Consider the following 20,948-nt stretch of genomic DNA (forward strand, 5'->3'; position numbering starts at 1 on the left):
CGGATCGTTGAGCGGGCGATCTGAGAAGTGGCACTCCTTTTTCTGTGGAGTGTAAGAAGCATGAAGGTTGGGTCGGATCGTTGAGCGGGAGATCTGAGAAGTGGCACTCGTTACACCACTCCGCAACACGATTCGGCGACACCGTCGGATCGTTGAGCGGGCGATCTGAGAAGTGGCACGCGGGTCGATCGCGTCCGGTGTGGTGCAGGGCTTTGAGGTCGGATCGTTGAGCGGGCGATCTGAGAAGTGGCACTCTGAAGCACGCCGTGCAACCGTTCGACCTCATCGGTCGGATCGTTGAGCGGGCGATCTGAGAAGTGGCACCCGAAGTCCATGGACATCAGCAAGCAGTTTGACAAGAGTCGGATCGTTGAGCGGGCGATCTGAGAAGTGGCACTTGAGGGGCCAGTGACGCTCGATGAGCCCATACCATCGGATCGTTGAGCGGGCGATCTGAGAAGTGGCACGGATGTGTACTGCGAGGAGATCGAACGGCAGATGGGTCGGATCGTTGAGCGGGCGATCTGAGAAGTGGCACCGTGTCTTGTCACGCATCTCGTGCTACTGCAGCTCAAGATGGAACTCGTCCTCAAAAAAGATGACAGCCAATCCCGTTAAAGGCTGGCCGGCCTTGGATTGGCTATCTGCTGCTCATTCGGCCCAAGCGCTGGTGCTGCAGGTCCCGCCTCTCTGCCCGTCAGACCGCCATCTGGCGGGCACTATACATGATGCGCTCGGTTCTTTAGTTACATTATGAACTGCTCGTTCCTGCGTGTAAACCTGATTTTGTCCCCAGTTGTCTGCTTTTGCCCATTCTTGTCCCGCACCGTTTCAAACCGTACCATCCCGTCCTACTCGGTAGTGCACATCCGACACAAGTATCTGGGTCCGGAACCGGTCGTTGGCGTAATGATCTCCTCCACGGGTTTACGGTGGAATCGCAACAGCGCACCCCGCGTAGCTGGCGATGAATTCGTTGAGCAGTGGCACCGGCGGAAACCAGCGGATCGGGCCAAGGATCGGGCCCCCGAGGGGGACCGACACCCTCCCCGTCCCCTGATCTTCGGCATACGGTACGACATGCCGTGCGAAGGGGGGGGACGTGAATGGACGGTGTGCTTTCGGGACTACCCGCGGTGTGCGGCGGTGTTCCTCATGATCTTCGGGTTCATCCCCCCGTTGGTGCCCGATGCGGCGATGATCTGCGTTTCGGTGCAATGAATCTTGTGGTGTGCCCGCGCCACGCGTGTGCCGGGCCATCGTCCGGCCACGCCCTCTGTCTGGTCCATGGCGGTTCGGTGCAGGGTGTCGGACTGGGGCGCCGGCCCGGGAGGTGAAACGAATGGTCTCGAGAGCGCAGTGTCAACAGTATGTGGGTCAGTGGGTGCGTTTCCGCACGCCGTACGGGCAACACGTGGGGGTCGTGGAGCGGGTGACGCCAGACGCCATGATTGTGGTGTCTCCGGCGCGGTACGTCCCGGCACAGGTGACGAGTATGGAGGTCGGAACGGATGAACAGAAGCTCGATCTCGCGCTCGCCTGGTGGGGCGGCTATGGCCCAGGTGTCGGGGGCGCCTACCGCCCCTATGGAGGTTGGGGATGGGGCGGGCCCTGGGCCCGCTGGGCGGTGGCGTTCCTCACCATCTACGCGCTGTGGGGGCTGTTGTGGTGGTGACGGGCGAAGAGGACGATGGGAAATTCGGGACCAGTCGGGAGACTGGTCCTTTTGCCGCACGGTCTGCGCTGTTCGCTGGATGTCCGTCGTGAGCCGGGCCGGCCGATCCACGTGGCACGCCGACGACAGGATCGACAAATCAGACCAATGACAGGATTGACCAGGCACCAACGACACAGGGGCCCCGATCCCCATCGGGGTGATGGAGGTTACGTCTGCTTGACAGACAAGCCCGAAAGCGATGGCGTGGCTGGGGAGCGGGTGCCTGCTGGCGATGGAGAACACGATGGAAAACACGATGGAAAACCCGGTGGAGATCCGTGGAAAGATGGGCGGAGCTTTACGGATTACAGGTCGGTTCGTGCCTCTGGTCTCCCGGAGGAACCATTCCCGGAATGCCCCGGTTGAGCCATTTGGATAGGCCTGCGCCGGTGGTCGCGCCGAGGATGGCGCCGATCACGATGCCGGCTCCGCCAACGTGCAGCCAAGTGCATACGAGGGCCGCAGCGGCGCCCGTAAGGGCGGCGGCCAGGTGGGCAGGCGACGTCACGCTCATGAGGAGCAGGGCCAGGAACAGCGCGGGCAGGGCGAAGTTCAGGACGGACGACAGACCCGCAGGGGCCGCCTGGCCAATGACCGCGCCGGCGACGGTGCCGGCCAACCAACTGGCGTAGCAGGTGAAAGAGAGTGTGATCTGCGCCGCGGGATCGGGCGGGTGCTGCAGCAGCCTGCCGCTGGTGACGGCGAAGACCTCGTCCGTCAACCCGAAGGCGGCGAGCCACTTGCTCCTCTCCGGCCAACGGCTGACCGCGGGGCCGAGCGTCGTCCCATACAGGGCGTGGCGGAGGTTGACCAAGAGCACCGTGGCAACGGTGGCGGCAAAGGAAGCGCCCGACGAGACCAGGCTGACGAGCATGAACTGGGCTCCGCCCGCGTACACGGCGACGGAGATGAGTACCGCCAGCCACACGGGCAGCCCGCACTGCACGGCAATGACGCCGAAGGTCATGGCGATGGGGAAATACGCCAACGCGACGGGGGCCGCGTCCTGAAGCCCCCGGCGAACCGCGGAAGAAAGCATATCCGTCACCTCCCGGTGGGATGCGCAGCGCATCAGGTCAACGGACGGATGAGTGCGAAACACACGACGCCGACGGCGACCGTCCACAACAGGCTCCGCGTCTTCCACGCCGCGACGGCCGTCGGCAGGCTGGCCAGGAGGGTGGGATTGTGCAGCGGAGGCACCGCCTGCCCGCCCGGCAGCACCAGCAGCGGGCCGAGCAGTGCGCCGAGCACCGCGGGCGTGACGAACGACATCCAGGCCTGTGCCCACGAGGGCCAGGACACGCGGCTTCCCAAGCTCAGCGATCCCGCGCGGATCAAGTACGTGCCGGCGCCAATCAACAGGACTTCCAGCAGGGTGAGGCTCATCGGCGATCCCTCCGGGATCGGGTGCGTTAAGTGAAGTATATCATAACATACAGAAAATCTGTTATGATGGCCTGCGGGAGGGATGTGGGTGGAGTCGGATCGAGTGACAGCGCAGATTGGGGCCATCCTGCGGCGATTGCGAAAGGAGCGGGGCTGGACGCTTGACCGCCTGGCGGAGGCCACCGGCGTGAGCAAACCGATGCTCGGCCAGATTGAGCGGGGAGAGTCAAATCCGACGGTGGTGACGCTGTGGAAGATTGCGACGGGTCTCGGCGTGCCCTTCTCGGCGTTCCTGCAGCCGCTGGAAGCGCCGCGGGTGACGGTCGTTCGCCGGGAGGAGCAGCCGGTGGTGGCCGACGACGGCGGGGGGTATGTGGTCCGGAGCCTGTTGGCGATCCGCCATCCGCACGCGGCTGAGGTGTATGATGTCCACCTGGCCGCCGGGTGCGTGCATGCGGCGGAGGCACACGGGCCCGGGGTGTCGGAGGGGCTGTGGGTGCATCAAGGGGTGCTCACGCTGATTGCCGGTGAGCACCGGTACACCCTGGAAGAGGGGGACGCCGCGGTGTTTCGCGCGGACTTGGCCCACGTGTACGAAAACGGCGGGGACGGGATGTGCGCGTTCACCGTCTTCCTGACGTACGCGCGGGCGGGGGAGAGCCCGCTGCCGTAAGGCCGCTTCAAGACACCAACTGCCGGATGCGTTCGGCGAAATCCAACGGCTCCGCGTCTGGAGCGGGACGGCTCGCCTGGCGGGCCTGCGCGCAGAGGGCCAGCGCGGCGTAAAACTGGCGCAGGTGCTGGAGGACCTGGTACTGCGCCATGTGCCGGCGCAGATCGCTCGGGGCCGGGGTGGCGGGAAGCTGCATGAGCGACAGCTCCGCGCGCCGGAAGGCGGGATCCGCGAGGCCGGCGTGACACGGCCGCCCGGCGATGACATGGGCCAGCGCCCGTTGGCAGAGGCGCAGGGCCCGGTAGAGGTCCGGGTGCATCCGGTACCCGGAGAGCGGCTGGAGCGAGCGATGGACGTCGCGCGTGCGCTCCAGCGCCGATTCCAGGGCGGAGAAGATGGCTGTGGGATGGACGGTGGGATCGACCGCCGTGCGGGGGTCATAGCGCTGGTCCTCGGCGACGTACGCAGCGAACCGGAATCCTTCCTGGATGCGCTGGCGGACATCGTCAATGCGGGCGCGAAAGTCGGGGTACGCGGTCATCATCCCCCGGTCCACGTCCCGGCGAAGGATCTGCCACAGGGTGGTCAGTCCGGCTTCGCACTGGTCGATGAGGTAGCGCACGGTGCCCGTGTGGGACGGGCGGATGAGCACATTCGCCAGCGTGCCGTAGCCCATGCCGATGGTGACCAGCGCCAGTTGGTTCAGACCGCTCGCGACGGAGGACATCCCGTCGGCCCCCATGGTGTTGATGACGATCACGACGGCAATCAGGAGCGACTGCGTCCATCGCCACCGGACGTGCCATCCGAGGACCAGGAGGACGATGAGCCCGATCCACCACGCCGGCCGGCCCAGGGCGAGGATGGCGCCCATGCCCACGGCTGCGCCCAGGCCGGCGCTCAGCCACTGGCGGACGCCTTGGCGCAGGGAGCGGTGGACGGACGGCTGGACGGCGAGAACGGCGACGACCCCGGCGAACTGCGGGGACATCAGGTGCAGGGCGCGTGCGGTGGCGATGGACAGGGCGATGGCCAAGCAGGTCTTGACGGTGCGGGGCCCGACCGCGGGGAGGAGCGGGCGCAGGCGGCTGAGGGCGGCAGAATGGATGCGGGAGCCGAAGGCGGACATGGGCATCATCCTGTTCCTTTGTGTAATGAAATATGACGTAAATCCGGTGCTTCTGAATGGATTTTACGGCGAGGTATCGCGAGTGTCAATGGGGTTGTGTAATCAAAAATAACATATCCCCATCCATGGTGCTGTTTGTGTAATGAATTCTAACATACCATCCGCATGTCTCCATTGCATACCCGGCCATCCCGCGGGAGAGGATCATCCTGGAGGTGATTGTGCATGAAAATGGAAGCTGTGCAGGAGCAACTGCGCGAGTGGGGAGAGCTCATCATCACCACCGCGGCGGGCGAATCGTACGAGATCCACCTCGGGGACACCGCGTTTGACGTCGACAAACGACTCATCAAGCTGAGCACGCCGGAAGCGGAATACTTGATTGACGGAGACGCCGTGGAGAACGTGAAAAAGCATTACGGCCACAAGGTCGATCCGGACGACGTCCACCATTGACCGTGGCGGGCGGGGGCGCGGGGGAGGGGGCGCCACTCCCCCCACGCCGATCGCATCGGAACGGGAACGTGGCTCAGGGAATGGAAACGGACGGCGGGGCCGCCGCCGACCAGGCGGCGCGCTCGGGGCCGTACGGATCGTCCTCCACATGCGTGTCCGTCCCGAAGGCGAGCAGCGCCCGCCGCTTCAGGTCGTACGCCGGCCACACGGGTTCCTCCGTTCCATCCGCGGTGTTCGGGTTGCCGGTCTTGGCGAAGTTGGTCCACGCCCGGTGCATCTGGTCCGCGATGGGCTGCCGGTCCGGCGAATCCCCTGTAAACCGGTCCACGCCCGTCTGATGGAGATTGTTGAACACGAACGGGATCTCCATCGCGTGGCACGCCCCGAGCCGGCCGCCGAGGACGGGAGATGCCCAGTCGAACCGGTACATCCACACGGGCGTCCCCTGCTGCACCAATTTGTCGGCCGTCAGCAGCATCGGCTCGACGAACACGCGGTATGTCACCAGCGGGCTCAGCTTGGCGCCCGCCGTATCCCCCTGTCTGTGCGCGAGGTAGTAGTTGATCACGCCGTCCGGCAACCTGGGATCCATCCGGCGCAACTGCTGGCGAAGCGTATCCTCGTCCGCCTGGAACCAGCGGTCGTCCTGGGCGACGAACAGGTTGTACTCGTCCCGGGTGACGCCGAGGATGACCGGAATGTCCCGCGCGACGCCGTCATCGAGCGCCAGCATCGGGTGCTTCGGCAGGATGCGGCCGTCCACGACGGGGCCGAACGGCAGCGCCGGTTCGCGCAGGGCGGACGCCGCCTCGACAAATTTCTCCCCGGGCACGGCCAGCAGCGCGTCCGCGTCGCCCGCCTGGACGCCGAGGGCGGCGAGGTAGCGCTCGGTGATGGCGGAGGCGGTGTCGGGGGTGTGTACGCCGAGAGCGCCCGATCCACTCTGCAGGATGGCGCGCTGGAACAGTCCGCGGGCGCTGGGCGTGGCGAGCAAGGTGGCGACGCTGCCGGCGCCGGCCGACTCGCCGAAGAGGGTCACCTGGCCGGGATCACCGCCGAAGGCGGCGATGTTCTCGTTCACCCAGCGCAGGGCGGCCACCTGGTCCTGGATGCCGAGGTTGGCCGACGACGCGAATGCAGGCCCGAAGAGATCCCCCAGATACAAGAACCCGAGCGCCCCCAACCGGTAGTTGATGGTCACCAGCACCACGCCGTTTTGCGCGAACGAAGTCCCGTCGTACCAATTCACCGAACCGGATCCGGCCACGTACGCCCCGCCGTGGATCCACACCATCACGGGGTGAGGGCCGTCGTCCTCCGGTGCCCAGATGTTGAGGTACAGGCAGTCCTCGCTCTCGGGCAGCTTGGCGCGCCCGACGATGTTGGCGATGGCCTGATCCTCGGGTTGGAGGGATGCGGGACCAAAGACGGTGGCGTCGCGCACGCCGTCCCACGCATCGGGCGGTTCGGGCGGTTGGAATCGCCGTGTGCCCACGGGCGGTTTGGCGAACGGGATGCCCCGCCAGTGCCGCACGCCGCGGGCGGAGAATCCTCGCACCAAACCGTACTTCGTCTCCACCACATGGTTCATGCAGTCCTGCCTCCTCCGTCCTGTCATCCTGTGAACTTCCTACAGATATTTTAGACGGAAAATCATTTGGGGAACAGTCTCTTCCTGTTGTCGGGTCGAAATATTCACGCTTCCACTCCGAACGCGTACACGCTGTTGCACAGATTTCCGAATTGGAAGTCGCGATGCCACAGCGCGGCGGAAGGCGTATCGGCGGCGGCCCCCATGGCGTACAGCAGCGGCGCGAAGTGCTCCGTGCCCCAGGCTGGGACGGCCTGATGGGCCCCGGGGGCCAAGCGGCGATAATCAAACAAGGCCTCGAGATCCCAGGCGACAAGGCGGGATTCGAGCCAGGTCTCGAAGGCCAGGGCCCACTCGTCGGGGACGCCGTCTTGGCGCGCCCAGTCGAGCGCCGCCAGGTTGTGAACGGTCGCGCCGCTGCCGATGATCAACACGTCATCCGCTCGAAGCGGTGCCAACGCCTGGCCGATGGCGAATTGTCCGGCGGGTGTCAGGCGCGGGTTGACGGACATCGCCACCACGGGGATGGAGGCGTCCGGATACAGGCGGCGGAGGATGGTCCAGACACCGTGATCGAGACCGCGACGGGCATCGAGGTGGCAAGGGACGCCCGCTTCCGCGAGGCGGCTGCGGATGGTTCCGGCGAGCGCGGGCTCGCCCGGGGCCGGGTACTGGATCTGGTAGAGCTCATCGGGAAAGCCGCCGAAATCATGGATGGTTTCGTAGTTCGGGCTGGCGCTGACAGCCTGCGCCCCGCTCAGCCAGTGGGCGGTGAACACCACGACGGCCCTAGGGCGCCTCAGCCGGCTCCCGAGGGTGTCGAGAAACCGGCCGTACACACTGTCCTCCACGGCGACCATGGGCGATCCGTGGGCGATGAACAGGCTTGGGAGAAGGGACATCCGCGTTTCCTCCATTGTTGTGGCGTTGTGCGATCCCGTTCGCCAACGGGATCGCGCATGGCTTGTTGCCGTTCGGCGGGTTGTGTCTGGTCACGGATGCATCACCTCCATGTTACACCAACGGGCGGCTGTCATCTGTCCGGTTGCGCCGCTCCCCGAACCCGTGGCACACTGGAACCAGTGTTGGAAGTTTGTCCTTCATCGGCATGTCGGCACCGAGCGACAGCCGGCGGGGCACTGAGGAGGCGGCGGCATGGGACAGGAGAACGTGCAGGAACAGGTGCGGGGTACCGTCCAGGGCACCGCGCCGGATCACGCGCAGGAGAACGACGCGGTGCGGTACATCTCCCGCGAGGTGGCGGAGGCGGTGGAGCGGCTCAAAGCGGACGCACGGGTGCAGGCGGCCCTGCGGTTCGCCGAGGCGGACCACGAGACGACGGTGGCGGACCAGATCCGGCTGACGGAGATTCCGGCGCCGCCTTTTCACGAGGAGGCGCGCGGGCGGGCATTCCGTGCGGACCTGGAGGCCTTGGGCCTGGCGGACATCCGCGTGGACGCGGAGGGGAACGTGTTCGGCGTGCGACGCGGCACGGGCGACGGCCCGACGGTGTTTGTGAGCGCGCACCTGGACACGGTGTTCCCGGAGGGCACCGACTGCCGGGTGAGGCGAGAGGACGGCAAGCTGTTCGCGCCGGGGATCGGCGATGACGGGCGCGGGCTGGCGGTGGTGTTGGCGGTCCTGCGGGCGATGAATAGCGCCGGCCTGGAGACGGTGGGCGACGTATGGTTCGGCGCCACGGTCGGCGAGGAAGGCCTCGGCGATCTGCGCGGGGTGAAGGCGTTCTTCCGCGAAAACGAGGTGGACGGGTTCATCTCCGTGGAGCCGGACGATCCCGCGCGCACCACGTACCTGGCCACCGGCAGCCACCGCTATCGCATCACCTTCCGCGGCCCAGGCGGGCACAGCTTCGGCGCGTTCGGGTTGCCGAGCGCCATCCATGCGATGGGCCGGGCGATTGCGGCCATCGCCGACGTGGAAGTCCCGGCGGATCCGAAGACGACGTTCACCGTGGGCACGGTGCGGGGTGGCACATCCGTCAACACCATCGCCGCCGAGGCGGAATTGATGCTGGACATGCGATCCAACGACGAGGCGGCGCTCTCGGCACTGGAGGCGGAGGTGCTGCGGCGGGTGCACGCCGCCGTGGAGGCGGAGAACCGGCGCTGGGACAGCGACGCCATTACGGTGGAGGTGGTGCAGGTCGGGGATCGGCCGGCGGGATCGCAGCCGTCGGACGCACCGATTGTGCAGGTTTCGCTGGCGGCGTCGCAGGCGCTCGGCTTCGGGGCGGAACTGGACGGGCCGAGCAGCACGGACTCGAACGTCCCCATCCATCTCGGGATCCCGGCGGTGACGCTCGGCGGCGGGGGCCGCTGCGGCGGGGTGCACACCGTGCAGGAATGGTTCGATCCGACGGACGGCCACCAGGGCGTCCAGCGCGTGCTCTTGACGGTGCTGGGCTTGGTCGGCGTGGCGGGGGTGACGGAGCCGTTGTTGCCCAGGCGGGGTTCCGGCCGATGACCGGGCCCCGCGCACATCCCGAAAAGTCGCTCTTAACTGCCGGGGTTCAGGTCTTTCGAATGCGCTGAAGCACGGTTTGGCCAGGCGGTGATCCTCGTGTTCTTGGGGGTATCCGAACGCAGACATCCTCAACTTTGATACGAGTCCCTTATCCCCCATTCGTTATGAAGACACGGAACACTATGTCATTACAAAACAGTTTCTGCTCAATCGGGAAGGAATGTTGAAGACGTTGTTGGAGTCAGAGGATTGAAGAAAGCGGAGGTGTCAACAAGGAGATAGACACTCCGGGGTCCAGGCAGGGTTTCACAGAAATCAACTGGCATGAATCGTAAAGTTCTGGTAGAATATTCACGTGATGTTTTGAATCTGCAGTCTTTGCATGCGCCATGTCATCTCGCATCTGTTCCGAAGACAGCGCGCATGACCTGGAGGGGGAAACGATGGAACAAGAGTTCAGAAAAGAAAGACGTTTGCCGCACCGTCCCAGGCGTTCTGGCGCATCCATCGCCGCCAGCACCGTGGCGGTCACCTTGACCATGGCCTGTGGTGCGCTGCCGGTCTACGCGGCGACTTCGCAAGTCTCCAGTGGAACCGCGGGCACATCGGGCGCCACGTCGACCTCCGCATCCGCTGCATCCCAGGACGTGACGCAACTCCAGCCGAAATTGTCCCAGCAAGACGCGCTTGTGGTCGTGGAGAAGCTGTTTTCGCCGTTGGTGGCGAATCTCGGGACACCGACGGTAACTCTGAACCCCGATCCTTTGGTGGCGAACCAAGTCGTCTACGAGATCGACTGGAACATGATGGCGTTCGCCAACCAGTCGGGCCCTCGCCTCAATCAGAATTACGCGCACGCCACGGTGGATGCGAATACGGGACAGGTATTGCAATTCCAAAATACCGGGTCGGCTTGGCAGGAAAAGAACCCCATCCGTCTCGCGGATGCCCAGACGATTGCGGTGGATTGGGTGAAGAAACTGGCGCCCAGTCAAGCGAGCAGCGTGGCGCTGGCGGATAAGAGCCAGCTTCAGGGCGGATTTTCCTTTCTGTTTGTCCGGAAAGTCAACGGAATCCTGGCGCCCTTCGACAGCATGCGCGTACAGTTAGGGACCGACGGACAACTGCAATACTACAATTTCTCGTGGCATGAGGCGACCTTTCCCGCGGCGGGGGAGGCCAACGTCATTCCCGCCTCCCAAGCGCAGAAGATATATGAATCCCACCTGAAGTTGGCGCTGCGTTACCAGCAGAGGTACACGCCGCAGGGACCAGGGCCGATGGAGTTGGTGTACCAGCCCATCGGAAATGCACCGGGTTTCGCGGCCAGTCCACTCCCGGTGATTGATGCAACGACCGGGGAGGAAATTGGGACCGATGGCAAGCCCGTGACGCCACCGTCCCAAGGGGACGACACGCCTGCGCCCATCGATCCGAACGGTCCGAAAAAATTCCCGGCGCCCTCATCGACGCCGCTCACCCAAGATCAAGTCACGGCTCAGGTGGCGAAGCAGTTCGGCCTCGATGGCCCGGATTGGACACTCAGAATGGCACAGCAGCATCGCGGGAACGGCAGTGTGTTTCCCAATCACGTGATCTGGAGCCTGAGTTACACCAACGCCAAAACGGGGGCCGGTGTGTCTGTGGACGTGGACGGTACGGATGGCGTGATTGTGCGCTACAACGCCTACAGCCAGGGCCTGTCGCAATCACCCGCAACGCCCATGTCTGCTGCGCAACTGCAGGCCGCAGCCAATGCGGCGGTGGCCAAGTTGTACCCCAACCTGACAGGAGCCATTGCCCCTGAACAGACCCAGGTCGTGGGCTATCCACCGAATCAGGCCCCATTCTTTTACGATTTCCTGGTGAACGGGATTCCGGTGCCGGGACTCCAGTTGACGCTGGACCCCGCCACGGGACAGGTTCAAGGTGTGTCCTTGCAGATCGACCCGTCCACCGAGTTTCCGTCGCCGAGTAAAGCCCTCTCATTGCAGCGCGCCATGTCGGAGTACGAACAGGCCGCTCCGCTCGTCCTTCAGTACATGTTGCCGCAACAGCCCTCTTCGCCGGACAAGCCCTTTCCGCTCAACTACGGCAGCACCGCGAAGCTCGTCTATGCCGCGGCTCCGCTCGCGAACGGGATTGGCACACTGAACGCGTTGACAGGGGAGTGGGAACAGCCGCCGTTCTTGGGGCAGTCCATGGGATCGGGCATCCCCGCGAATCTCACTCCGCAGGCGGCCATCTCTGTCCTCGAGCAGCACGGGATCATCACGAGTGATGAGGTGAGCGGTTCCGGTGCGGTGAATCCTTCCGAGACCATGACCCGAGGGCGTTTTATTGCCTGGTTGAGTCGTGCCTACAATATGAACATTGGATCGGACCCAACGCCCCAGTTCCCTGACGTCACGCCGAGCACGCCGTACGCCAGCGAACTCTCAGAGGCCATTCTGCAGGGATGGATTCACAACCAAGGGCCGATTCAACCGCAGGGTGCGCTCACACGGGCGCAAGCTGCGCAGTGGTTGGTCGAATGGATGGGCTGGCAGGGGCCGGCTGCACACCCCGCGTTCTTCAAAGTGGGATTTAGCGATGCGAAATCCGTGCCGTCATGGGCGCTTGGAGCGGCGGCGATGATGAGCCAGGCCGGGGTGTTGCCATTGCAGAACGGCAAATTCATGCCGAATCAAACGCTCACCGTCGGTGAAGCGGCACAGGCGCTGGTTCGGGCGGTGCAGGTGTATCTCTCCAGCAACTGATGACAGGACAGAGGAAGCATCCAGGCATCGCGTGACGGATGCCCCGCGGCGGGTGTCACGCGGTTCAATCCGACAGAGAGGGGCTGGCGCACCAGCCCCTTTTTCAATCTCGTTCTCCTGTGCGTCGAGCGCCGGCCTTCGGCTGAGGGTGGATCAATCCAGGGCGGGCTTGCGTATCAGGATGCGCCCGAACAGCCAGCGCTCTACCGCACTCCACAGGCCCGACGTGACGTAGTAGAGGGCGACGGCGACCGGTGCACTCCACAGGATGACCAGGGTGATGGCACCGGTGACAGCGGCTCCAAGACTCTGGGGCGGTTGAACGGTGATGGATCCGTACGTTACGAGGCTGGCCAAGGCCATCAGCACGGCCGCGGCCAGTGGGACGAGATGCAACGGATCGCCCAGGGTCAAGGCGGGCACCCAGGGGACCAGCACGCTGGTCACCGGGTGGTTGAGATAGCGAAACAGGCGGTACAGAACGATGAACACGGGGCTCTGGGCGAACACCAACAGAGTGGAGGACAGCGGTTTGACGCCGTGATCGTCCAGGACCTTTCTCTGGACCTTCAGCCACTCGGCGGGCGACCCCTTCCAAGTGGCTTTCATCCCTTCGAGCACGCGCGAGGCGGCCAGTTGGGCGAGGGTGTTCTTGGCGATGCGAACGGACAGGGGCGTCAACAACAGCCGGACACCCAGGGTGAACAGGACGATGGCCAGGCCGGTGTCATGGGTCCAGCCGGCCAGGATCTGCAAGAGGGTGAGCAGACTCTGCTCCACGTGAGCGTACATACACGATTCCTCCTTTGGGCATTCGTCGTTGGGCACGTGCACCATGACGCTGCCAAAAGGAGGATGGATCTTCATCATCCCGTTTCCGTGCGGGGCGCTTTCGCCGCACGCAGCGGATGATGCGCAGACTCCAGGGAACATGAGGCTCCTGGGCAGACACGGGACAGACGGGGGCATCGAATGACCAGACGCGGACGGGCGCAGGGTGTCGTCCCGTACGGCGCCACCACACGACCGCAAATGTCGCGAGGATGGCGAGCCATGGGAGAAGGTACAGGATTGGATACGATTCGTTCATGCCCCTCACCTGCCAAAACTGCAGCCACTCGTTTGGTCGCGCTGTCCCAGAATCTGATCTTACCACGCCATGGAATGGCGGGTCCATAGGGATTGGAATGCCCTTTGGTGCGGGGCGGGGGCATCATCCTGCTATTTCGTTACCACCACAGGGATTTCCGTGAGTCCTGTTAGGCGCACGGGATCCTTGGTCATGGGGACTGGGTTCAGAAAAATCCGCCCATGGTTCGCAACGGTCGCCATTTTGTATACCATTGCGTTCGTATATGGAGAAGGCAGCCGCCACGCCAAACTTCCGTCCCCAGGGTCGCCATAATCCGGATACAGTAGGGCTGCTATCGGGACGGCCGGAGTGGGGGTGATCTCCAGTACGAACGTCTGCCCCACTTTCAGGTGAAGCGGCCCAGGGTCCCCGGAAAGCTCCAATGTAGTGACATCTCCAACTTTGGTGCTCTTTGCATTCAACCGATATATCACACTGTTCTTCGGTAGGTCCCCCGGTTCTGGATACGGTCGATTCACAGTTTGCTTGGTTACGCCCTCCGGCGAGAAGGAGTACCAGATGGGTATGCCGAACCCGAAGTCTCCCCCCCGCACCAACAATTTGTTGCCTTGCTTCCACATGAAGCCCAAGTCCTTGCGAACGTCTTTCGCGCTTGTGGTCACGGACCAATGATCGGGGGTGCTATGCGCAAACCGCAAGATCTCAATCGTACAGAAATCTGCCCCGGGTGCATTGGTGGGATTGAGGAGCGGCGGCGGCAACTTCAGTGCACAATACTGGGTACTACCGGCTGTGAACCACAGCGGTTGTTCTCCCGTTGTGTAGGGTGCCTCGAATTGATACAACAGGTGCCCGTTAGACACGAAGTCATATTGTAAGTTGTCACTTTGCCCATTATTGGTGATAAACCGGTAGACGTAGAGCACAATGTCTCCGTTGGGGGAAGCAAACTGCTGGCTGTCGGTAAATCCGGTTGGAGGCTGAAAGCGCGGCTGCGTGAAATTCGTCGCGGCAGTGGGTGACACGCCTTTCCTGTCCAACTTGTTTCTTTCGATAACCCACAGCCCTGCCATCGCCGCGGCGGAACACATGATGACCATGGCCGTCTGGAGGGCACGTCGGTGATGACGGCGGACACCTCGGAGGTCATGGAGAGCGTGAAGTTCTTTCTGAATCTTGGACCGGATACGGATTTCCGCGTCACTGTCGAGTTTCAGATCTCTCCATGAAGCCAATTTCTTTTCGTAATCATCAAGCTTCATGAGGGTTATCCTCCTCGTGGAAGCCATGGTTTTCGATTGGAGCATGGTCGCTCAGCAGCTTTCGAAGCTTGTTCTTGGCTCGGTACAAAACCATCCGAACCTTCGGCTCTGTCCATCCCAACAGGACTGCGGTCTCTCGAGTTGAGTATCCTTCCACCACGCGAAGGCTGATTACCCTGCGTTGATCGAGGGGCAGCTTCTGGATGATGTCGTCCCATTCCACCATGCTGAACAGACACATGACGTCGGCAGGATAAACCATACTCTCCCCATCATCGCGAGGAGGTTGCGTTCTCCTTCTCTTTTGAATGTGATCTGAAATACAATTCCGACAGATGGACCATATCCAGGTTCTCGCGCTGGAATCACGCCGAAACGTGTGCCAGGATCGTACGACCTTCATGAACACCTCGGCCACAACATCTTCGGCATCCGTGGGATTCCCGAGCACGAACAATACATGACGATACAGTTCATCCTTGTGCAAGCGGAAGAGCGCTTCGATAGACCTCTGTACGTCAAGCTCATCGTCCATCGCGTCACGTCCTTCGCAAATCACCTTGCCTCTATAGACCGAAACGTGCACGAATTTGTTTCTGGATGTGCTGTCTTGAGGGATGGCCCCGAAGAGGGTGAGGATGTCCTGGGTCCATTGTGTGATGGACGGTGGGAATTTTCTCGATTGCGCGGATTCGGTACGGGTTGGAGAACGGCCACGTGGGAATGCAACCTGTCCGAGCATGTTATCGGCGCCGAAAATTTCCGCCCGCCGCAGGTGCGATGACGAGGCCGCGTCATCGCACCGGCTTGTCCATCGCAATATGTTCGATCCCGGCCTCGTCAAACGGGTCCCCGTATGCGCGGTACCCGAGCTTCTCGTAGAAGCCGCGGGCGTGTGCCTGGGCGTAGAGGACGAGCTTCTTGAAGCCGAGTCGCGCGGCCTCCGCCTCAACAGCTTCCATCAACAGGCGTCCGATCCCGCTGCCCCGCAGCGCCCTTCGCACGGCGACGCGCTCCACCTTGGCGACGCCCGCTTCACCGTAGGGCCGCAGCCGGGCGGTGCCGACGGCTTTGTCCTCGCCGTCCCGGGCGAGGAAGTGGATGGTACCGGGGGCCTCGTCGTGTTCGTCCAGTTCCAGTTCCTCCGGTACGCGCTGCTCGTCCACGAACACCTCGCGGCGGACCGAGTAGGCGGCCTCAAGATCGGCGCGGGTTTGGATCTTATCGACACGGTACATGCGCGTTCATCCTCTCTCTGAAGGGTGTTGTGTGCGGGGACCATCCCGGTGCACCGCGAAGCCGGTCGGGTGGGGCGGCGGCACAGCCGGCTGCTTCAACCGCCGAGCGACGCGTCGAAGACGGACGGTGAACGCCGGCGCCGCCACAGCGTCAGGCAGAGCAGCGTGAAGGCGGCCATCGCCAGGGTGGCCACAGCGAGCAGGCTGCGCAACCCGTGGTGGTCCATCACGGTGCCGGTGACCATCGGCCCCACGCCGCTGCCGAGGAACAGCGAGAAAGCGAAGACCGAGACGGCCGTCGCCCGGCCTTCCGGCAGCAGTTCGGTGGCGAACGTCTGCAGGGTGGAGTGGCAGTAGCTGAACCCGAAGCCGAGCACGAGGAAGCCGGCCGTGAGCGCCGCCACACTTGGCCAGGCCCAAATCATGGCGTAGCCGAGCGTCATCAGGGTGGCCCCAAGCATCGGCATCCGGAACGCTCCGGCGCGGGACAGCACCACCGCGATGGTCCGGCTGCCGACGAGCGCGCCGAGGCTATAGAGGGCCGTCAACAGGCCAATCACCAGGTAGCTCAGGTGCAACTGGCTCACGCCGAAGACGCCGAGGTATGTGAACCCGCCGTAGAAGGCGAACCCTTCGCAGAAGACCAATCCGTACAACCCCCACGCGCGGAGGCTGCGCAGGAGGACGGCGTAACGCCGGAGGGCCTCCGCTGACGTGAACCGGTGGCGGGTGTCCTCGGGATGGAATTGTTGACCGGTGTCCCCGGGCGTGAACCGTTGGCCGGTGGCCGCGGGATCGAGGCGTTCATGCCTCCGGGCGTCGCCGTTCTCTGGCCGTCGCATCGCCAAGAGCGCTGGGATGGCGGCGAGGCCGAGCAACACGAACAGCACGCGGTAGCTGACGAACTGGGCGAGCAGTCCGCCGATGACGATGCCCAGCACCTGGCCGGTGGTCGTCATGGACATGAAGAACGCAATGGCGCGGGGACGCGACGCGGGCGGAAAGGTGTCCCCGATGTAGGCGAGCGTCGTCGGGATGATCCCGGCGGCGAAGATGCCGGTCAGCACGCGCAGGACCATCAACCAGGTGAAGCCCTGCACCGCCCCGCACAGGATGGTGCCGAGCCCGAACAGGCCCACCGCCACGACGATGGTCCGCACCTTGCCGACCGCGTCCGCCAACGGGCCGTACACCAATTGGAACAGGCCGTACGGCAGCGAATAGGCGGTGACGAGCAGACCGGCGGTGGCGGCGGTGACGTGGAGGGATTGCGCCATGGCGGGGAGCATCGGGGCGATGGCCCGGTTGTCCGCGTTGACCAAAAATCCGCCGAGGGCCAGCGCCCACAGGGCGCCGGAAGAGGGTGCCCGGGCGTCCCGGTCGGACGGACCCACCGTCGTCACACCCAACCTCCGTCGCCCCCGTTGTCAACACCGCCCGAGTCCCCGAAGCCGGAGTCTCCAAAACCGGAGTCTCCGAAGCTCGAGCCGTCAACGCCCGCGTCGTAGGAGCCCGAATCGTACCCCGGGTTCCAGCTGTCGCTCGCCGGATCGTAGGGGTCGCGTTGGAAATCCACCTGATGATACGAACTGTCGCTGGGGTCGGGGGCGATGCCGTATCCCGCGTCTGCGCCGTACCCTCCGTCCGGGCCATCCCAGCCGCGGTTGGCCAGCTCCTGTTGGAGTTGATGGATCTCATCCTGCTGGAGGATGTTCTGTTGCATCAGTTCGTCCATCATCTGCTGCTGATCCAGGCTGTTGAAGTAGTTGTACTGCGCCCAGTCGATGCGGCCCTGTTCCAGCAGGTACGTCAACAGCGCCCCGGCGGCCATCCCGCCGAGGAAGCTGCCCGCGCTGAACCCCGTGGACGGAGGCGGGTCCATCGGGTTGTACGATGGCGGTATGTAGCCGGGGCCATAAGGCGTGTAGCCGGGGCCATAAGGCGTGTGGCCAGAGCCGGAACTGTACGGCCGAGACACGGGCCTTCCCGACCATCCGCTGCCGCGGCGCGCCAGCAACAGAATCAAGAGAACGACGATAATCGCCACCAATATCCAGGTCATGCCGACAAACCTCCTGCTCCCATGCGTGCCCGCGCCGACCCCCAGACAGGGGCGGATCCGGCGCCAAGCCGCTATCCGAATCGTATCACATCTCGCGCCGGGCGGCAGGTCCCGCGTCGCGGCGGACAGGCGGATTTTGTACACTGAGGGGGAGGTGACAAGGATGGAACAGGCCCGCGAGATCCGGCTCCTGGTGGTCGACGACGAGCCCGGCATCCTCGAGTTTCTGGAGCTGGGGCTGCGCAACGAAGGGTTTGAGGTGCACACGGCACCGGACGGGCCGTCCGCGCTGACAGCGGCGCAGGCGGTGCGGCCGCACGTGGTCATCCTCGACGTGATGCTGCCGGGATTGGACGGGTTCGCGGTGTGTCGGGCGCTGAAGGAGATGGGAGACGTGGTGGTGATCCTGCTGACCGCGAAGGATGCGGTCGCCGACCGCGTGCGCGGGTTGGACATCGGCGCGGACGACTACGTCGTCAAGCCGTTCAGCTTCGAGGAGCTCCTCGCGCGCATCCGGGCCCGGCTGCGCGTCCAATTTCCGTACCTCGGCAAGGAAGTCGTCATCGGGCCGTTTCGCATCGACGACGGGCGCAAGGAGATCACCTTTGAGGGACGCCTTCTCGCCCTGTCGGCGACCGAATACGAACTGCTCAAGTACCTCGTGCTGCACCATGACACGGTGGTGAGCAAGGCACGCCTGCTCGATCACGTTTGGGGCTACGACTTCGGCGGCCAGGACAACATCGTGGAGGTGTACATCCGTTCCCTGCGCGACAAGCTGGAGGACGACGAGCACCGCGTGATCCGGACCATCCGGGGGGCGGGGTACCGCCTCGATCTGCCATGAGGCGGCGGGCATTTCTTGCCGTCGCAGGCCTGTGGCGGGCCCTGCGCCGTCTCGTCCGGCCGAGGTCGTTGCGCTATCAGCTCTTGGCACGCTCCCTCTGGGTGCTCTCCGGACTGCTCTTGTTCATCGGGCTGTTTCAGTACGCCTTCATGACCCATTTCCTCTACCACAACACGGCCGCGGACCTCCGCTCCGAGGTGCGGGCCATCCCGCTGCGGGTGTGGATGGCGGCACCGCGCTTCGACGGGTGGTCCCGCCCGGACCGGCCTCAGCCGTTTTCCATCGGGCTGCCCGGCACCCGGCTGGCGTGGGTCGACGCGTCCGGCCAACTGCAGGCGCTGTTCCCCGCGGCGTCCGGGACGGACGCCGTCCGCCTGCCGGCGACTGTGTACCGGGACGCCCTTGCGCACGGCACCGGGGAGGGGGATTACCGGGTTGTCCGGGACGCACAGGGGCGTCCGCAGCTCGTGGTGCTGGTGCCCGTCGGGCCGCCCGGCCAGCCGGTGGGCCTCGTCCAAGTCAGCGCCGACGCAGAGCCGCTCCGGCGCGTCCTCATGCGGCAGCTCATCATCTTCATCTGCCTTGCCGCCTCGGCGATGGTGGCCGGGTGTCTGACGTTCATCCCGACCATCCGCCGCACGCTCGATCCGCTCTCCCAGATGGTCGACACGGTCCAGCGCATCGACGCGGGGAAGCTCGACGAGCGGATCGACATCCAAGGCGCCCAGACGGAGGTCGTCCAGCTCGCCGCGTCGTTCAACGCGATGCTGGAACGGCTGCACCGCGCATTCGCCGCCGAGCGGGCCGCCCGCGAACGCATGCGCCAGTTTGTCGCCGACGCTTCCCACGAACTGCGCACGCCCATCACGGCCATCCGCGGCTTCATCGAGGTGCTCGGCCGCGGTGCCGCGCGCGATCCCGCACAGCGCGAGCGAGCCCTGGCGAGCATGCAGCGCGAGGCCGAGCGGTTGAGCAAACTGGTGCAGGACCTCCTCACCCTGGCGCGGATGGACGAGGCGCCGGAGCTGCATCTCCGCCGCCAGGCGCTGGACGGGCTGCTGACGGAGTTGGAGCCCCAGTTGCGCGTGCTGGCGGGGGCGCGGGCCCTCGAGTGGGACGTGGACGAAGGGGGGGTGGCCTGGGTCGACCGGGATCGCATCCAACAGGTGGTGCTGAACCTCTTCCAAAACGCCGTGCAGCACACCGATCCGGAGACCGGCCGCATCCGCGTATCTCTCCGGCGCGAGGCGGGTGGTGTTCGCATGGCCGTCCGGGACAACGGGGAGGGCGTTGACGAAGCGCATCGGGATCGGCTGTTTGAACGGTTTTACCGGGTCGATCCCGCGCGATCCCGCAGCCACGGCGGCGCGGGCCTGGGACTGGCCATCAGCAAAGCCATCGTCGAGGCGCACGGCGGGACCATCGCTTGCGAGAGCGAGCCGGGGCGCGGGGCGGAATTCATCGTGACGCTCCCCGCTGCGCCCGATCCCCCGAGACCGCCTGCATGACGCCTTCTCCCGGAGGGCACCCTCCTGCTTGAATCCAGCATCAGGTTAGGAGGATGCTTGTGCTCAGGAGGACGCTTGTGGGCGATTGGAGAATCCGTTTGGCTTCATTCCTCTGCGTTTGCGGCATGGCTGCGGTGTGGCCGTCGCCGGCGTTCGCGCAGACCCCGGCTCCCGGCCCGGCCCCGGCTCGTCCGGCCCCCCAGGCCGCTCCGGCGCCGGTGGCGAACGTCACGGCCACAATCCAGTTTCGCGTGGTGTCTTCCCCCGACTTTCGCGCCATCCCGGGCGCGCGGGTGGTGCTCATCGGCCAGAACGGGCGCTTGGTCAAAACCGGCCTCACGGACGGAGACGGGATCTGGCGGACGACGGTGACGGTGCCGCGGGACCCGCGCTTCCCCGGTCTCGGGTTTGTCAACGCGCTGTGCGTCGCCTTGGGCCACAACGAGACCGTGGTGTTCGACGTGCCCATCCGCCAGGGCACCGCGCAGCCGGTGACGCTCAACCCGATTCAACCCGGGCTGCGCAACGAGCCGATGGCGATGCTCGGGCAGATCCACCGCCTCGACGTGATTGACTTCGTCAACCGCTTCGGCGACGCAGCCGGCCTGGAGCGCCAGACGCCGATACCCGGGGAAGAGGGGTACTCCCCCTTCGGACCGAGCCTTCGCCGGTCGGCGAGCACCCGGTAGATGACGGAATCCGGCGCCCGCGCGAAGAGCGGGCGCCGAGAAGGGTCACGC

At 64.6% G+C, this 20,948-nt stretch carries 19 protein-coding genes and 1 CRISPR repeat array (1 of these 20 running past the window's edge); of the genes, 8 read left to right on the forward strand and 11 right to left on the reverse strand.

Annotated elements, in window-relative coordinates:
- Positions 1-538: direct repeats of the CRISPR family, unit length 36 nt; unit sequence GTCGGATCGTTGAGCGGGCGATCTGAGAAGTGGCAC; it begins 1,584 nt to the left of the window's first position.
- 804 nt (positions 539-1,342) lie between these two features.
- A complete protein-coding gene (locus BM357_RS00095; protein ID WP_074948411.1) occupies positions 1,343-1,675 on the forward strand; it encodes a hypothetical protein in 333 nt (110 codons plus the stop codon).
- 340 nt (positions 1,676-2,015) lie between these two features.
- Here BM357_RS00095 and BM357_RS00100 read toward each other — a convergent pair whose 3' ends face one another.
- Entirely contained in the window at positions 2,016-2,756 is a 741-nt protein-coding gene (locus BM357_RS00100; RefSeq protein WP_074948413.1) for an AzlC family ABC transporter permease, read from the reverse strand.
- Positions 2,757-2,788: 32 nt separating this feature from the next.
- Entirely contained in the window at positions 2,789-3,106 is a 318-nt protein-coding gene (locus BM357_RS00105; protein ID WP_074948416.1) for an AzlD domain-containing protein, read from the reverse strand.
- A gap of 88 nt (positions 3,107-3,194) precedes the next feature.
- On the opposite strand from BM357_RS00105, the gene BM357_RS00110 reads away from it, so the two are divergent.
- Positions 3,195-3,779 (forward strand): helix-turn-helix domain-containing protein, encoded by a 585-nt coding sequence (locus tag BM357_RS00110; protein ID WP_074948419.1) that lies wholly within the window; start codon positions 3,195-3,197, stop codon positions 3,777-3,779.
- Positions 3,780-3,786: 7 nt separating this feature from the next.
- On the opposite strand, the gene BM357_RS00115 is transcribed toward BM357_RS00110, so the two are convergent.
- Positions 3,787-4,908: an FUSC family protein gene (locus tag BM357_RS00115; protein WP_074948421.1), complete on the reverse strand. Its 1,122-nt coding sequence runs from the start codon at positions 4,906-4,908 to the stop codon at positions 3,787-3,789.
- 225 nt (positions 4,909-5,133) lie between these two features.
- On the opposite strand from BM357_RS00115, the gene BM357_RS00120 reads away from it, so the two are divergent.
- A complete protein-coding gene (locus BM357_RS00120; RefSeq protein WP_074948423.1) occupies positions 5,134-5,364 on the forward strand; it encodes a hypothetical protein in 231 nt (76 codons plus the stop codon).
- A gap of 73 nt (positions 5,365-5,437) precedes the next feature.
- Here BM357_RS00120 and BM357_RS00125 read toward each other — a convergent pair whose 3' ends face one another.
- Positions 5,438-6,955: a carboxylesterase/lipase family protein gene (locus BM357_RS00125; RefSeq protein ID WP_074948425.1), complete on the reverse strand. Its 1,518-nt coding sequence runs from the start codon at positions 6,953-6,955 to the stop codon at positions 5,438-5,440.
- Positions 6,956-7,059: 104 nt separating this feature from the next.
- Positions 7,060-7,857: a dioxygenase family protein gene (locus BM357_RS00130; RefSeq protein WP_074948427.1), complete on the reverse strand. Its 798-nt coding sequence runs from the start codon at positions 7,855-7,857 to the stop codon at positions 7,060-7,062.
- A gap of 253 nt (positions 7,858-8,110) precedes the next feature.
- Here BM357_RS00130 and BM357_RS00135 point away from each other — a divergent pair, with 253 nt between their 5' ends.
- Both BM357_RS00135 and BM357_RS00145 read left to right on the forward strand, forming a co-directional pair.
- The gene (locus tag BM357_RS00135; protein WP_083430024.1) at positions 8,111-9,439 is read left to right on the forward strand and encodes a M20/M25/M40 family metallo-hydrolase; all 1,329 of its coding nucleotides are present in this window, start codon (positions 8,111-8,113) and stop codon (positions 9,437-9,439) included.
- Between the two features lie 443 nt (positions 9,440-9,882).
- On the forward strand, positions 9,883-12,198 hold the full coding sequence (locus BM357_RS00145; RefSeq protein ID WP_074948429.1) for a YcdB/YcdC domain-containing protein: 2,316 nt from the start codon (positions 9,883-9,885) through the stop codon (positions 12,196-12,198).
- Between the two features lie 153 nt (positions 12,199-12,351).
- On the opposite strand, the gene BM357_RS00150 is transcribed toward BM357_RS00145, so the two are convergent.
- The 6 genes from BM357_RS00150 to BM357_RS00175 all read right to left on the reverse strand — a co-directional run bounded on the left by BM357_RS00150 (position 12,352) and on the right by BM357_RS00175 (position 17,853).
- A complete protein-coding gene (locus BM357_RS00150; protein ID WP_074948431.1) occupies positions 12,352-12,990 on the reverse strand; it encodes a YidC/Oxa1 family membrane protein insertase in 639 nt (212 codons plus the stop codon).
- A 429-nt stretch (positions 12,991-13,419) separates the two neighbouring features.
- Positions 13,420-14,553 (reverse strand): hypothetical protein, encoded by a 1,134-nt coding sequence (locus BM357_RS00155; protein WP_074948433.1) that lies wholly within the window; start codon positions 14,551-14,553, stop codon positions 13,420-13,422.
- Entirely contained in the window at positions 14,543-15,088 is a 546-nt protein-coding gene (locus BM357_RS00160; protein ID WP_074948435.1) for an RNA polymerase sigma factor, read from the reverse strand. The genes BM357_RS00155 and BM357_RS00160 overlap by 11 nt, the downstream gene beginning before the upstream one ends.
- A gap of 259 nt (positions 15,089-15,347) precedes the next feature.
- Positions 15,348-15,791, reverse strand: coding sequence for a GNAT family N-acetyltransferase (locus tag BM357_RS00165; protein ID WP_074948438.1), 444 nt, complete (start codon positions 15,789-15,791; stop codon positions 15,348-15,350).
- A gap of 95 nt (positions 15,792-15,886) precedes the next feature.
- Positions 15,887-17,194: an MFS transporter gene (locus BM357_RS00170; RefSeq protein WP_074948440.1), complete on the reverse strand. Its 1,308-nt coding sequence runs from the start codon at positions 17,192-17,194 to the stop codon at positions 15,887-15,889.
- Complete coding sequence (locus BM357_RS00175; RefSeq protein ID WP_074948442.1) at positions 17,191-17,853, reverse strand: hypothetical protein; 663 nt, start codon at positions 17,851-17,853, stop codon at positions 17,191-17,193. Before BM357_RS00175 ends, BM357_RS00170 begins: the two co-directional genes overlap by 4 nt.
- Positions 17,854-18,016: 163 nt before the next feature.
- Between BM357_RS00175 and BM357_RS00180 the strand changes: the two genes are divergently transcribed.
- The 3 genes from BM357_RS00180 to BM357_RS20055 all read left to right on the forward strand — a co-directional run bounded on the left by BM357_RS00180 (position 18,017) and on the right by BM357_RS20055 (position 20,897).
- Positions 18,017-18,700 carry a response regulator transcription factor gene (locus tag BM357_RS00180; RefSeq protein WP_074948444.1) on the forward strand — a complete coding sequence of 228 codons (684 nt, stop codon included), beginning with the start codon at positions 18,017-18,019 and terminating at the stop codon, positions 18,698-18,700.
- A complete protein-coding gene (locus BM357_RS00185) occupies positions 18,697-20,208 on the forward strand; it encodes a sensor histidine kinase (RefSeq protein ID WP_083430029.1) in 1,512 nt (503 codons plus the stop codon). Before BM357_RS00180 ends, BM357_RS00185 begins: the two co-directional genes overlap by 4 nt.
- Before the next feature lie 77 nt (positions 20,209-20,285).
- Entirely contained in the window at positions 20,286-20,897 is a 612-nt protein-coding gene (locus BM357_RS20055) for a hypothetical protein (RefSeq protein ID WP_074948447.1), read from the forward strand.
- Positions 20,898-20,948: the final 51 nt, after the last annotated feature.

Origin of the sequence: Paenalicyclobacillus macrosporangiidus (assembly GCF_900116805.1) — a bacterium.
GTDB lineage: Bacteria > Bacillota > Bacilli > Alicyclobacillales > Alicyclobacillaceae > Alicyclobacillus_H > Alicyclobacillus_H macrosporangiidus.

What these genes read in the sequence shown, in the direction of transcription:
- BM357_RS00095 (WP_074948411.1), top strand. Translation starts at nt 1,343, where the DNA reads ATGGTCTCGAGAGCGCAGTGTCAACAGTATGTGGGTCAGTGGGTGCGT.
- BM357_RS00100 (WP_074948413.1), bottom strand. Translation starts at nt 2,756, where the DNA reads ATGCTTTCTTCCGCGGTTCGCCGGGGGCTTCAGGACGCGGCCCCCGTC.
- BM357_RS00105 (WP_074948416.1), bottom strand. Translation starts at nt 3,106, where the DNA reads ATGAGCCTCACCCTGCTGGAAGTCCTGTTGATTGGCGCCGGCACGTAC.
- BM357_RS00115 (WP_074948421.1), bottom strand. Translation starts at nt 4,908, where the DNA reads ATGTCCGCCTTCGGCTCCCGCATCCATTCTGCCGCCCTCAGCCGCCTG.
- BM357_RS00120 (WP_074948423.1), top strand. Translation starts at nt 5,134, where the DNA reads ATGAAAATGGAAGCTGTGCAGGAGCAACTGCGCGAGTGGGGAGAGCTC.
- BM357_RS00125 (WP_074948425.1), bottom strand. Translation starts at nt 6,955, where the DNA reads ATGAACCATGTGGTGGAGACGAAGTACGGTTTGGTGCGAGGATTCTCC.
- BM357_RS00130 (WP_074948427.1), bottom strand. Translation starts at nt 7,857, where the DNA reads ATGTCCCTTCTCCCAAGCCTGTTCATCGCCCACGGATCGCCCATGGTC.
- BM357_RS00135 (WP_083430024.1), top strand. Translation starts at nt 8,111, where the DNA reads ATGGGACAGGAGAACGTGCAGGAACAGGTGCGGGGTACCGTCCAGGGC.
- BM357_RS00145 (WP_074948429.1), top strand. Translation starts at nt 9,883, where the DNA reads ATGGAACAAGAGTTCAGAAAAGAAAGACGTTTGCCGCACCGTCCCAGG.
- BM357_RS00150 (WP_074948431.1), bottom strand. Translation starts at nt 12,990, where the DNA reads ATGTACGCTCACGTGGAGCAGAGTCTGCTCACCCTCTTGCAGATCCTG.
- BM357_RS00155 (WP_074948433.1), bottom strand. Translation starts at nt 14,553, where the DNA reads ATGAAGCTTGATGATTACGAAAAGAAATTGGCTTCATGGAGAGATCTG.
- BM357_RS00160 (WP_074948435.1), bottom strand. Translation starts at nt 15,088, where the DNA reads ATGGACGATGAGCTTGACGTACAGAGGTCTATCGAAGCGCTCTTCCGC.
- BM357_RS00165 (WP_074948438.1), bottom strand. Translation starts at nt 15,791, where the DNA reads ATGTACCGTGTCGATAAGATCCAAACCCGCGCCGATCTTGAGGCCGCC.
- BM357_RS00175 (WP_074948442.1), bottom strand. Translation starts at nt 17,853, where the DNA reads ATGACCTGGATATTGGTGGCGATTATCGTCGTTCTCTTGATTCTGTTG.
- BM357_RS00180 (WP_074948444.1), top strand. Translation starts at nt 18,017, where the DNA reads ATGGAACAGGCCCGCGAGATCCGGCTCCTGGTGGTCGACGACGAGCCC.
- BM357_RS00185 (WP_083430029.1), top strand. Translation starts at nt 18,697, where the DNA reads ATGAGGCGGCGGGCATTTCTTGCCGTCGCAGGCCTGTGGCGGGCCCTG.